This is a genomic window from Caballeronia sp. AZ7_KS35 (assembly GCF_023631045.1).
Classification (GTDB): domain Bacteria; phylum Pseudomonadota; class Gammaproteobacteria; order Burkholderiales; family Burkholderiaceae; genus Caballeronia; species Caballeronia zhejiangensis.
Window position 1 is genome coordinate 12,542 of record NZ_JALQDV010000048.1, and the last position, 12,715, is coordinate 25,256.

The 12,715-nt window shown below is 57.4% G+C and carries 9 protein-coding genes; 7 read left to right on the forward strand and 2 right to left on the reverse strand.

The window, feature by feature from the left end; translation table 11 throughout:
• The first annotated feature begins 235 nt into the window (after window positions 1-235).
• From NCT05_RS29655 to gmd, 3 genes are all read left to right on the forward strand, one after another.
• Window positions 236-1,393 carry a glycosyltransferase gene (locus NCT05_RS29655; protein ID WP_250503833.1) on the forward strand — a complete coding sequence of 386 codons (1,158 nt, stop codon included), beginning with the start codon at window positions 236-238 and terminating at the stop codon, window positions 1,391-1,393.
• A 203-nt stretch (window positions 1,394-1,596) separates the two neighbouring features.
• Window positions 1,597-2,076 carry a cupin domain-containing protein gene (locus NCT05_RS29660; RefSeq protein ID WP_175980258.1) on the forward strand — a complete coding sequence of 160 codons (480 nt, stop codon included), beginning with the start codon at window positions 1,597-1,599 and terminating at the stop codon, window positions 2,074-2,076.
• A 79-nt stretch (window positions 2,077-2,155) separates the two neighbouring features.
• Window positions 2,156-3,274 (forward strand): GDP-mannose 4,6-dehydratase, encoded by a 1,119-nt coding sequence (gene gmd, locus NCT05_RS29665; RefSeq protein WP_175980257.1) that lies wholly within the window; start codon window positions 2,156-2,158, stop codon window positions 3,272-3,274.
• Between the two features lie 70 nt (window positions 3,275-3,344).
• Here gmd and NCT05_RS29670 read toward each other — a convergent pair whose 3' ends face one another.
• Window positions 3,345-4,364: a phytanoyl-CoA dioxygenase family protein gene (locus tag NCT05_RS29670; protein ID WP_250503834.1), complete on the reverse strand. Its 1,020-nt coding sequence runs from the start codon at window positions 4,362-4,364 to the stop codon at window positions 3,345-3,347.
• A 646-nt stretch (window positions 4,365-5,010) separates the two neighbouring features.
• Between NCT05_RS29670 and NCT05_RS29675 the strand changes: the two genes are divergently transcribed.
• From NCT05_RS29675 to NCT05_RS29690, 4 genes are all read left to right on the forward strand, one after another.
• Entirely contained in the window at window positions 5,011-6,183 is a 1,173-nt protein-coding gene (locus NCT05_RS29675; protein ID WP_250503835.1) for a lipopolysaccharide biosynthesis protein, read from the forward strand.
• Between the two features lie 187 nt (window positions 6,184-6,370).
• On the forward strand, window positions 6,371-8,677 hold the full coding sequence (locus NCT05_RS29680; RefSeq protein WP_250503836.1) for a GNVR domain-containing protein: 2,307 nt from the start codon (window positions 6,371-6,373) through the stop codon (window positions 8,675-8,677).
• A complete protein-coding gene (locus NCT05_RS29685; protein ID WP_250503837.1) occupies window positions 8,674-10,263 on the forward strand; it encodes an endo-1,3-alpha-glucanase family glycosylhydrolase in 1,590 nt (529 codons plus the stop codon). Before NCT05_RS29680 ends, NCT05_RS29685 begins: the two co-directional genes overlap by 4 nt.
• A 28-nt stretch (window positions 10,264-10,291) precedes the next feature.
• Window positions 10,292-11,704: a hypothetical protein gene (locus NCT05_RS29690; RefSeq protein ID WP_250503838.1), complete on the forward strand. Its 1,413-nt coding sequence runs from the start codon at window positions 10,292-10,294 to the stop codon at window positions 11,702-11,704.
• A 31-nt stretch (window positions 11,705-11,735) separates the two neighbouring features.
• Here NCT05_RS29690 and NCT05_RS29695 read toward each other — a convergent pair whose 3' ends face one another.
• A complete protein-coding gene (locus NCT05_RS29695) occupies window positions 11,736-12,701 on the reverse strand; it encodes an O-fucosyltransferase family protein (RefSeq protein WP_250441348.1) in 966 nt (321 codons plus the stop codon).
• Between the last annotated feature and the right edge of the window lie 14 nt (window positions 12,702-12,715).

Below are 12,715 nucleotides of genomic sequence, written 5' to 3' on the forward strand. Positions count from 1 at the left end.
CCCGTTATGACGGATGACGGCAAGACGTTGGCTGACCGATGAGTGAGACCGCGCCCGCTATCGCCGCGGACTCAGCACGCGGACGCCCGGCCAAAAGCTTGATGATTTCCGCCAACGGACCTTGCCGGGCATCCGCGGCGCTACGATGCCTTTCCGGGGCGTTGCACGAGGCTGTCGAAAGGTGTCGACGAACATTGCCGCTCCCGCATGCGTCCTGGCTCACTGGAGAACGTCTTTGAAAACGCTCCACATCATTCCGTCTATCGAGGCAAGGAGTGGCGGTCCGGCGGAGGCAATCAAGAAGCTCGCTGCAGAACTGCGGCTGTTTGGACACACGGTCGATATCGTCTGTCTCGATCCTTCGGCCCATGCCGACACGTCAGATGACGCTGTGTTCGATCGAGTGGTCCGCCTTGGACACCATGCAGGGAAATACTCGTTCAACTTCCGCCTCGTTCGCTGGCTGATCGAGCACGGCAGCCAATATGACGCGATTGTCGTGGATGGCATTTGGCAGTTTCATAGCGCGGCGGCCGTGTTTTCGCTGCGTCCGCGGAAGATTCCATACTTCGTCATGCCGCACGGAATGCTGGATCCATGGTTCAACATAGGCCATCCACTGAAGTTCGCGAAGAAGCTTGTCTATTGGTTATTCGTTGAACGACACGTCCTGAGCAACGCGAAAGGCGTTCTTTTCACTACGGATAGCGAGCGAACCCTGGCGCGCAAAGCATTCCCGCTATATCGCGCCAAGGAAAACACCATGACGATCGGCACCGTGCCGCCACCTTTGATCGAAAAGGCAGAGGTTATAAAGTGGCGCGCGTCGGGGCATTCGAATGACAAGAAGTTGATGTTGTTTCTAGGGCGGCTCCATGAAAAGAAAGGCTGCGACCTGTTGATTCGCGCCTTTCACGATCTGCGAGACGCCGCGAACGATTATCAACTAGTTATCGCGGGGCCTGACAACAACGGCGTCGCGGCGAAGCTGCGTCGTGAAGTCGAACAACTCGGGCTTGCCAGGAAAATCACCTGGATCGATATGGTGACGGGCGCGGACAAGTGGTCCTTGTTGCGGGCGGCGGACGTCATGGTCTTACCTTCGCATCAGGAGAACTTCGGCGTCGTGGTGGCCGAGGCGCTCGCATGCGGCGTGCCGGTGCTACTGACCGACAAGGTCGGAATCTGGCAGGAAGTCGTGGCGGACCGAGCGGGCCTCGTCGATGTGGATACGCTGCCCGGCATCACTCGGTTGCTCATGCAATGGACGAGCTTGCCGGAGCATGAAAAGGATGCGATGAGATCAGCTGCGAGGCAGTGCTTCGACGACCGCTTTCATGTATCTCGCGCGGCCAGGAAATATATTTCGCTGATGAGTGACGGCCGCGCCTAATGATCGAGGCAAGATACGTGCGTTCGTGCGCGCGACCTTCGCATGCGCGACTTATATGACGAGAAAGGGTGGAGCCGCGACGCGAATCGGTCAACACCTTGCCAGATTCCGTCACTTGACGAGAGACGAATCACAACGGGCGCTAATCTTCAGTTACGGACGATGCGCGTTCTGGCCTCTGCTACGCGTTTCAAAGCGCGTCCATGTCGGACATTCTCCAGTCGGGACACATCATGAGGGTATTTTCGGCCGAGCAGGACATTGGGGTTGAAGAAAGCGTCGATATCATCGCTCACGACGGCGTCACACTTGCTCTTATCATCCGTGCTTCCTTCTCGAGAGAAGGCGTGAATTTTTTCACGCCGCGCGAATACTCGCAGCAACTCGCGCATATGGAGCATGCCGCCGGAACGAAGATATGCGCGCATGTGCATAACATCATGGCGCGTGAAGTAAAGCTGACGCAAGAAGTTCTGCTGATCAAAAGAGGACGCGTTCGCGTCGATCTTTATGGTGCGAACCTGCACTATGTGACGAGCCGGACACTTGGGCCCGGAGACGTCATATTGCTGTCCGCGGGCGGTCACGGCTTCGAAATGCTCGAGGACGCGGCCTTCATCGAAGTGAAACAAGGGCCTTACATGGGCGATCACGACAAGGTTCGATTCGAACCGCGGTCGTGAGTTACGGCGTTGAAGAAAGCGGCATCAAGACCCTGAGATTGTTGTTCGCATGTGACTTGGCATAAGAGGAGAAGAAACGATGCCGAATAAGGTCGCGCTTGTTACCGGAATAACCGGTCAGGATGGTTCCTATCTCGCTCAATTCCTGCTCGATAAAGGATATGAGGTGCATGGCGTCAAACGCCGTTCATCGCTCTTCAACACCGACCGTATCGACCATCTTTACGAAGATGATCACGTAGCGCAGCGAAGGTTTCATTTGCATCACGGCGATCTCACCGATTCTTCGAGCATCCTGCGTATCATCCAGCGCGTTCAACCGGACGAGATCTACAATCTCGCCGCGCAAAGTCACGTAGCGGTCTCGTTCGAGGAACCCGAATACACGGCCAACGCGGACGGTCTGGGCGCTCTGCGAATACTGGAAGCGATGCGCATATTGGGTCTCGAGAAAAGCGCTCGCTTTTATCAGGCATCGACATCCGAGTTATATGGGCTGGTCCGGGAAATACCCCAGCGGGAAACCACGCCTTTTTATCCGCGAAGCCCGTATGCCGTTGCGAAGCTGTACGCGTACTGGATCACGGTGAACTATCGCGAGGCTTATGGCATCTATGCGTGCAACGGCATTCTGTTCAACCACGAATCGCCGGTTCGTGGAGAGACGTTCGTCACGCGTAAGATCACGCGCGCGATTGCTCGCATCGCAATCGGATCGCAGGACTGCCTGTATCTCGGCAATCTGGGCGCAATGCGCGACTGGGGACACGCACGCGATTATGTTCAGATGCAGTGGCTCATGCTGCAACAGCCCGAGCCGGAGGACTTCGTGATCGCGTCCGGCGTGCAATACAGTGTGAGGGAATTCGTGCAACTTGCTGCCGCGGAGCTCGGTATCGTTCTGCGCTTCGAGGGCAGCGGTGTCGACGAGGTCGCGATCGTGGAGCGGATCACCAGCAAGGAATGCCGTGTCGCGCCAGGGACCGTGATTGTGCGTGTCGATCCTCGCTACTTCAGGCCGACGGAAGTAGAGACCCTGCTGGGCGATCCGTCGAATGCTCACGCGAAACTCGGTTGGGCGCCAACGGTGACTTTTCCAGCGCTCGTCAAGGAAATGGTGCAGTCCGATTATCAGATAGCGAAGCGCGATGCTCTGATAACCCTAGCCGGATACCGTGCGCTGGAACATCACGAATAAGCGCGCACGTGCGAGTGTCGACCGGGCCCGCTGGCTTCGCGGCCAGCGGGCCTTTGATCGCAGAGTCGGTTCATTTTCCGGCTAACCTGCGGATCAGCGGTTGCAGACCCCGAGGCAGCTTAGCGAATCCCGCGCGTGTCAAGCGGAAGAAAAGATATTCGCCCAGCACGGACATCATCGTTCGATCGAGCGGCGCAGTGTTCATCGAGGTCTTTGGAAAGACGTCATACTCCGAGGGCTGTCCGAATCCGAGGAACATCGACGTTCGTTCGTTGACTTCGGAAATGAATTCCGTGTTCACGATGATCGGCTCGGACTTCTGTATTTCACTGTCGACCTGGAAGAACACGCTTTTCCTGACGAAGTTCTTGTCGGTTACGGGTCTCGCTCGATGAATGCCGTAGGTGTTGTAAATGACGAGCGATCCGCGCGGCATCTTGAAGCTCTTGACGTCCGACGCGAGGTTATCCGCGATGAACTCATCCGTGTAGTCGCTATACGCCTTCTCTCCGGACCAGAGATGCGAGCCCTCGATGTACTGGAACTCGCCGTCGTCGACATCGGAGACATAGAAGATAAAGATGATTCCGGGAATATGAGCGAAGGCTTTGTCGGTCTTGTTGTCGGTATGCCACTGCATGTGGTGCCCGCCGTACGTTTCGTAGTATCTCAGCGCCTTGAGTCTGAACTTGTCGCCCAGATATCCTTCGCAGACCCTGAAAACAAATGATGAGGTCGCGAAGTCGTAGAAGGTCTTCGACACGGCGAGCAGGTTCGTCAGATAGTATTGCTTCTCCCAGAATACACCGGCGACCTTGTTGACGTTCAGGCCCAGCTTCGTTGCAGTCGAATCCTGTTCTATGCGTTCGATGGCCGCTGGTGCAAGGGCGGAAGGAAACGCAAAGTATCCTTTTTGATTCAGCTCTGCGACTACCTGTTCGGGATTGACAGAAAGGAATTCGCGAGTGAAGAGCGCCTTCTCCGTCTGGCTCCACGATAAGCCAGCTCGAACGGAAATGTCAGGCGACGAGTGCTCGATCGCCTCTTCATTGAGACCTGGTTCTGCGGCGTCGAAAGGCAAGCTTGCCATTTGATTCTCCGGTCGTAAGTCGCGTGTCAAGCCGACACGGCACGCGGTGGATCGTCAACAGGCCATACTAGTCGCGCACAGCTCATTGACCGATGCAAGGTGGATGTCGGCAAGGAATTGGCCGAGACAGGGCGAGGTCTGAGCGCTCTCCCGACACATCGACCCGATTCGGCCAACCTCATGGCATATTCCGTCAACTCCGTCATCGGCCAGACGTGCGCTCCTATGCTTCGTGCACGTGCGAAGGTGGTTCACGGGTCGACATGTGCCGCGAGCAGCCAATTTCCGCAGGATCGCGTCGGGCGTGAAACCACCGGGGAGAGGCATGGACGTGACGAAGATCGAATGCGTGCTTGCGATGCTCGACAGAGCCTGAGCGATGCCACCACCTTTGGCCGCCTCGCGCCGTGCCCTCTTCGCGATGTCCTCGCGTCTGTTCGAAATGTTGCCATTCGGCGTCGGCAGATCGGAAGGACGCGACAGGGATCGATATCGGCGAGCTGCGCTTACGATCGCGTGCAACGTCTGCAGTTCCGGCCTGGCGTTCATTGTCCTGATTGCGTCCGTCTCGTGGACGCTGCCGTATCTGGGCCAACAACGTTTCGGCGTATGGATGACGTTCTCGAGTCTCGCCGCAACGCTCGCCATGCTCGACTTCGGCATAGGCAATGCGCTTCTCAATCTCGTTGCAGGGGCGCGAGCGAATGAAGATGCTCGGCGCATTCGTGAGCTGATCACACATGGGGTATGGCTGCTCGGCACTGTCGGCGCGATTTGCGGAATCTGTTTGTACGCTGCGCTCCACATATTCGACTTGCGCCTCGTCTTCGGCCATAGCGCTGACGCCGCTGATGAAACGCTGGTGGCCGCGACGCTCTTTCTCGTTCTAACCTGCCTGAACATTCCTCTCGGTGGAGTGAAGCGTGTATGTCATGGCCTTCAAAGAGGCTGGGAACAGCATATCGTCAGCTCGATCGGTTATCTGATATCGCTGCCGCTCTTGTATTGGTGTTGTCTGCGTCAAGCATCCATTCCGTGGCTCTTGTTCGTCACCTATGGCATTCAGATCTGCATGTCGTCGTGTCTCGTTGTGCGATTGAATCGACAAGGATTGCTCGGCTTGATTTCGGGTGGGGCGCACTCGACGATGTGGACTGATTCGAAGAAGATCCTCAGCATGGGATCGTTGTTTTTCGGACTGCAGGTCGGCGTCATGTGCGCAAGCGGCTTCGACGCGCTCATCGTCGCAAAGTTATTGGGCGTGACGGAAGTCGCGAAGCTCGCCGTCGCACAGCGTCTGTTCCAGTTCCTTACTGTCGGGATCTCGATGCTGACGGTGCCGCTGTGGGGCCTCTATGCCGATGCGAAGGCGAGGGGCGACACGAATTTCCTGTCGATGACGTTAAAGCTGTCGATGCTCGGCACCGGTGCGATCGCCATCGTGACCAGCGGATCGATATTCGCCGCCTCCTCGTGGCTTCTGAGCAAGTGGGTCGGCAACCACCTTAGTATTCCCGTCGCGCTGCTCTGCGCGGTTGCGGTCATGTCGGTAGTCGATGCGTTCGGCAATGCGTTCGGCATCTTTCTAAACGGCGTCGGCGAGCTGAAATCACAACTGGTCGCGGTGTGTGTGAGTTGTGCGCTCGCCTTGTCGCTCAAATTCTGGCTCGTGTCCACATTCCATGACGTCGCCTGGGTGGTGTGGTCGACGGTGATCGCAAGCCTGGTGTCTGACTACTGCGTGTACCTGTTCCTGTTCAGAAAGCGCATATTCGCGCATCTGAGCGTGTTCGACGACAAAGGTGCGACTTCCGCATAAGCGAACGACCGGCAGGAAAGCGCAGTAACGTCTTCAACCACGATGCCGTTCGCGCCAATGTCTTGCCACATTCGGTCAAGCAAGCCGGCGCAGTGGCGGGCTGGCTACATTCAAGGCTGTCGGAGCGGGTGGAGTATTGGATCGGCTATACGAGCATTCTTTTCTGACGATTGCCGGAGCGCTACAGATGACTAAGGACTTCGCAGACGACGTTGCCTTGCCACGTGGCGATAGCGCGGAAACGGTCACGGAATCGTATATACGGTTTCTGAAGCGCAACTATAAGGTTATCGTCGGGACGACCGTAATCGTTGGCAGCGTCGCGTGCGAGTACGCGATCCTCGCAACGCCGATCTATCAAACAAGCATATTGCTGCAGGTTCAGGAGCCTCCCGAATCGTCGGGCAGAAGCTCGCTCGAAGATGTGTCGTCACTGTTCGCGGTGAAGCCTCGCGCTGCAGCCGAAGTCCAGAAGATCACGTCGCGCAGCGTGCTGGAATCAGCTATCGCACCGATGCATTTGGACATCTCGCTCGCTCCGCGTCGCGATATCTGGACTCGCGCGCAATCGAAGTTAGGCGCGGCGTGGCGCAGAATCACCGGCGAGGCCGAGGTAGGCGGCGTTCAACCGGGTTTGGCTTCGATTGCAGAAGTGCCCGAAAGCCTGCGCAAGAAGGCACTGGAAGTAGTGTCGGAAGGCAACGGACACTATCGTCTTTTAACCCCCGACGGGGAGACTTTTAAGGGCAACGTATCGACATTGGAAAACTTCGAGACGGAGCGCGGTGCGATCGCGTTGAAGATCGATGCGCTTCCTGGAGGTGCCGGTCAGGTTTTCGATCTTCGGCGGCTATCGCGATCGGCAGTGGTCGAAAAGCTTCAGGAAAGACTGAGCGTCACGGAGCGAGGGAAAGAATCGAATATCGTTAGCGCATCCCTGGAAGGCACCGATCCGGTTTTCATTCGAAACATACTTCATGCAATCGGCACGACCTATGTCGCGAGTGAAGAGGCGAGAAGAAGCGCCGACGCACAGAAATCGATGGAGGCGTTGAGCACGGAACTGCCGATACTGAAGGGTCAGATAGAGAAATCGGAGGACCGGTTCAGCCGGTTCAAGAACGAGACGGGCTCAGTCAATCTTAGCGAGCAAGCGAACGTCGTCATCAGACAGCTGGCCGACGTGCAGGCCAAGATGACGGATCTCCAAGTGCAACGGCAGGAACTTCTGCGAAGGTTCACGAAAGACGACAGCACGGTGCTTGCGGTGGATCGGCAAATCACTACACTGAGCGCGCGTGCCACGCAATTGGAAGCCGAAGCGCGAATGTTGCCGGAACTCGAGCAACAGGCGCTTCGGCTTTCACGCGATATCAGCGTCAACAATCAACTCTACGCAGGCTTGCTGGCGAACATGCAGCAGTTACGCTTCATCAAGGCCGGCCGGGTGAATGAAGTACGACTGATCGACGACGCCACGCTTCCTGAAGATCCGATAAAGCCACGGCGATTGCTCATTGTTGTGCTCGGAATTGTTGGCGGCGCTTTTCTGGGAATTCTGCTCGCGCTCGCGAGAAAAGCATGGTCGGGCAAAATCGACGGTCCCGATGATATCGAGCGGCGCACGGGTTTGCCTGTGTTTGTGAGTGGCGCGTTCGGAAACGTAGCAGGGGCCGCATCGTATCGCCAAGGTATCGACGTTGCTCGTGCAGGCGCGAATACCACATCCAGAGCGCCGTCGATCGAGAGCCTGCGTCGATTTTCTGCCATCTTCGAGCATAAGATGCTCGAGTCCGGTTCTCGCATTGCGGTTTTTAGCGGGGTCAATGCGTGGACGGGAACATCATTCGTAGCGGAGCAAGTCGCGGCTCAACTTGCTCAGAGCGGCGCGCGCGTGCTCTTGATCGATGCCGACGCGCGCGCGGGACGCTTATCCAAGAGGCGAAACGCCGGATCTGCGCCCGGGCTATCGGATGTTATCTCCGGGCGCAGCACGTTCGACGAGGTCGTTCGAATCGGCTCCGCAGGTGACTTCGACTTATTGCCGAGCGGAGTGCGAACGGACGGAGTACCTTCCAGCCTTTCGAGGGATACACTACGAAAATCGCTGACATCGGTTGGCGAGCGTTACCAGTTCGTCATCCTTGACGCTGCGCCGGTGCTCAGCGCGGCCGAGACGCTCGTCATGGCGCGGCAGGCGGGTTGTGTGTTCATTGTCGCGCGAGCGAATTTATCGAGAATCGCCGATCTGGCAGCTTGCGTCGAGGCGTTCGAATCGATCGGCGTTCGGGTAACCGGGGCCGTGCTTAATACCCTGGGCCGCAGAAAACATAACGCGCTGACAGCCGCCCCCGTCGTCGGCGCCGAGTCGTCTTCGACGGCCGGCAACTCGCGCGCTTCGCCGAGCGCCTTCGGCGGCGCTTCACTGACCACGCAACGCGAGGCGATTCGCGACGGCATCGCGCCTCGTCCATCGGGACTTCACGAGACATGAACGATCTGCAAATGTGTAGCGTCGGCCGGGCCGCCGCAGCCCGCGGGTGTCATGACGGATCCCGTCGCGCTGTAGCGGTCTTTGCGCTGGCCTCGGTGGTCTCCGTGGCGTCGACTTCGACGCGCGCCGCCGATCTTACCAGCGCCCAATGGACCGCCTTGCAGAAAAACGCACAGTCGATCGTCGATACGGAATCACCGGCATCGGCATTGCCTTTCACGATAAGCACTGCGCTCATAGGAACCGGGCGTCGACCTATTGTATTTGCTCATTACTTCACTCCATTTCCTCTCTCTATCGATAACCTTCCGGCACGTTCCGATTACTATTGCACGGAGTATCTGAATCGCTCCGGTGAAGGAAGCAAATACGCGAGCGTTGGCGGCTATCTGCGCGACCGGCCCTTACCTTTGGCCCGTTACACCACTAACGTCTATAAGCAGCGCGCCCTGGCCGTGGAGATACTGCGCGCGAGGAAGATTGACATAGACGGCTTCGGCGTAGACCTTCTGCAAATCAACAGCGGCTCGCTATGGGACGACGTGATGCGGGTCTATTCCGTTGCACAGCATGTCGCGCCCGACTTCAAGATTCTGGCCGAACCGGATATGGCGGCGCTCGATGGTGTCAGTGTGTCGGATATGGTCGCGGCCATACGTGTCATTGCAGGACAGAAGAACGCGTATCGAATGGCCGACGGAAGCCTTGCAATTGCGCCGTTCTACGCGGAGAACGTCAGCCAGAATTTCTGGTCGGATGTGATTCGCGGAGCTGCGGCTGCAGGCGTGAACGTCACGTTGATTCCCATTCTCCTCGATCCCGCCAAATCCGCCGACTTTCGCACAATCACGAATTCCTTTTCGTTCTGGGGCGTTCGAACGGTGCCGGAATCGACCGATAAAGGCGGTTGGGAAGATCAGGCGCTTACAAATCTCGAATCGTTCGGTGCAGATATCATGACGCCCGTCGCGCCTCAGGATTCACGGCCAAAAGACTCGGTGTTCTGGGAAGCGCAGAATTCCGCACTCTTTCGGGCGCAGTGGTCTCAGGTGACGTCGCGAGATCCAACCTACGTGCAGCTCGTCACCTGGAACGACTACTCGGAATCGACTCACGTCTCGCCCTCTGTCGGTACGCAGTATGCCTTCTATGATCTCGCGGCTTACTACATCGAATGGGCCAAGACCGGAAATCCGCCGCCGATCGTTCGGGATAGCATTCTCTACTTTCATCGCAGGCAGATCTTTACGCCGGGCCGGTCTTCGACGCCGGAGACCGCGATGGTCGAAGAAGGCGTGGGCTCAGTCGTCAACGACATCGAAATGGTCGCCTTCCTGACCGCGCCCGCTGTCTTGCGGATAACCTCCGGCGGAACGGACCACACGTCGAATGGCGTGGCGGGCTTGAACGTATTCCGTGTTCCGGCGGTCTCCGGCGTACCGAGCTTCGCCATTATCCGCAATGGAGCCACAGTCGCACAGGTAACGTCGACCACATCGATCGTCTCGGTAGGCGCGGCGCAGGACCCGTTATACATCGGCGGAGGATCGGCGCGCTCGCCCGTAAGTCTGGTATGCAGCCAGTAGCGCGCTCAACAAACGACATGGCGGCCACATGAAAAGTCCGGCGAACGTGGTTTCATATCTTGCATTGGGTATCTTCTTGTTCGCGGCCGAGTTCTATACCCTGGGGATGAGTCCCGGGCATAGCCCGCTGATGCTCGTGTCTCACGTTCTCTTGCTTGGCGTGGTCCTCTTTCACCTCGGCATGCACTTGTTCGGCAGCAAGCCGTCGTTTGCGGACGCATCTGTCGTGGTGTTCGAGATAACTTTCCTGATACTCGCACCGGCTCTTCAGTTGGCGCATGACGCGCAAGTGCTCGTGAATACGATGCCCTTCGACGACACTTCGGCGCTGCATGCGAATCTCATATTTATCGTTTTCATTGTCACTTACCTTGGCGCGCGACATCTTCTTCCGCGCACGATTCAAGCGTCGACGGCCCGCGCTTCGGAACCATTGGCGATCCGTTATGCGGCGCTTATTCCGGCTCTGGCGATCTGCGTCGTGGCTGCGATGAGCGCATTCAATTTTGCCAGCCAACTGCAGGCCGGCGATCTGGACGGAATCGACGTCACCCCTTTGGACATGATTCGCGCGAAGGTGCTTTTCTTTCTGATCGTGCCCGTGTTCATTCTTATCGTGTTGCATCGTCCTCGTCGAATCGGACTGGTGTGGATTGCGCTCGCGCTTTTCGCGTTCGTCTTGCTACTCATTTGCCAGAATCCGCTGACGGAAAAGCGAAACGCACTCGGTCCCATCTATCTGACGCTGCTCGCATTGGCGTTTCAGCGGCACCTCAAGAGTCCATCCCGAGTGTTCTGGGCAATCTTCGTTTTGAGCGGACTGTTTTTTCCATTTTCCGAGTTGTTCACGAACAGCAGAATCGATAAGTGGCCGCTTTCTTGGGCCACGATAGAGAGCTTCTTCGAGGAGCACTTCGCATCCACGACCTATGACGCGTGGGCCAATACGGAAGCCATTGTGGAAATGGTGAGTCGGGAAGGAATCAATGCGGGCAGGCAGCTCGCGGGCTCCCTGTTGTTTTTCGTTCCACACGCTGTCTGGCCCGACAAGCCTCTGGCGACCGCGATTCTGGTGGGCGAATATCTGCAGCGAAATTACAGCATGTGGTTTCTAAACCTTTCCGCGCCGTTGCCTGCCGAAGGCTATTTCGATTTTTCGTGGGCGGGCGTCGTAGCTTATGGTTTCTTGCTGGGTTATTTCTCGCGCCGCGCCGACGCGTTGGTCGAATCGCCGATACCCCTTCGGCGAGCGCTGGGATGCTATCTGTCGTTCTACGTCGTGTTCGTCCTGCGCGGGTCATTGATGGTCGCGGTCGCTTACGTGGTGCCCGTTCTCGTCACGTTTCAACTCGTGTCCGTGCTCCTCACATCGCGAGAGAACAGACGCGCCGAGCCGCGCACGGCGAGGCCGCTCTATAGCGGTATGGCACGTCGAAAGTAACCTCTCGCCGGTTTAGAGAACGGTGAGTGCTTCAGGCGGGGACGCCGCTCATGTTCTGCTCTTGCCCAATCCAGATCTGACTGTCGGGAAACCAGAACTCTCTGGATTTTGGCGGCGCAGCCAATGTCACTGGCAAGTCAGGATTGAATATTTTTGACCAGGCCGACAGATAGGACGGCATCTTCACAAGATGGCCGCAGTTCGAAAGCAGCAGACTCGATACCAGCGCTTCTCGTCCGATCTCCAGCCCGGGATGACCGCTGAAGTGCACTGGCTTATCGCCGTTGGATAACAGTTTCGCGGGCGCGACATTGATCGGACGCTCGAACGGCCACGCACTGAAGAATTCGATGAAAGCCGGCTCGTCGCTGGAAACAAATATGTTGGTCAATTGCGGGTTGAGCATGAGCGTCTTATCGACAAGCCGGCAGAAATCGACCCACGGAAGCGTCACCGCTTCAAACTTCTTGTCAGTGCCTCTGAAGTGCACGCCCAACGTGGAGGCGCTGATCCCGAGTCTTGCGCAGGTCGATTCGACTTCTTCCCGGATGTGCGCCGCGGGCCGGTAATACGAGCGGAACAGATCGCTCGCGCTTCGCAGACGAAGCGCTGCGTCATACCGTTGCCGGAAACCCAGTTGAACCGGATCGCGCACGGTGGATGTCCGAACCTTATGCGACGTGGCGTGCCCGTTCTCCGGCCGGACGCTTTCGAAGAGCGCCGAAAACCAGTCGATCGTTCCTTTCACATCGCCGTACAGGCCGCCTCGCGCCGAAATTCGCGGAGTCAGGCGGTTCTCTTCACAGTGCATAAGGATGAAGAGAACCATTTGCATGATCGCGAAGAAGCCGCAGTTTTCCCTGATCTCGATCGAAAACACACCGTGATTCTGCCGCTGCCGTGCAAACAACATCGCGCGGCTGGGCGCGGCAAGCGAGTACTTGAATGTTTCACTACGACGCAGTTTCCTCAATTGATCCACCACCATGCGAAACATGTTCGATTCCTGTT

Bases quoted from the DNA above. Each gene is read 5' to 3' on its own strand.
- NCT05_RS29660 (WP_175980258.1), top strand. From the start codon at position 1,597: ATGTCGGACATTCTCCAGTCGGGACACATCATGAGGGTATTTTCGGCC.
- gmd (WP_175980257.1), top strand. From the start codon at position 2,156: ATGCCGAATAAGGTCGCGCTTGTTACCGGAATAACCGGTCAGGATGGT.
- NCT05_RS29670 (WP_250503834.1), bottom strand. From the start codon at position 4,364: ATGGCAAGCTTGCCTTTCGACGCCGCAGAACCAGGTCTCAATGAAGAG.
- NCT05_RS29675 (WP_250503835.1), top strand. From the start codon at position 5,011: ATGCTCGACTTCGGCATAGGCAATGCGCTTCTCAATCTCGTTGCAGGG.
- NCT05_RS29680 (WP_250503836.1), top strand. From the start codon at position 6,371: ATGACTAAGGACTTCGCAGACGACGTTGCCTTGCCACGTGGCGATAGC.
- NCT05_RS29685 (WP_250503837.1), top strand. From the start codon at position 8,674: ATGAACGATCTGCAAATGTGTAGCGTCGGCCGGGCCGCCGCAGCCCGC.
- NCT05_RS29690 (WP_250503838.1), top strand. From the start codon at position 10,292: ATGAAAAGTCCGGCGAACGTGGTTTCATATCTTGCATTGGGTATCTTC.
- NCT05_RS29695 (WP_250441348.1), bottom strand. From the start codon at position 12,701: ATGTTTCGCATGGTGGTGGATCAATTGAGGAAACTGCGTCGTAGTGAA.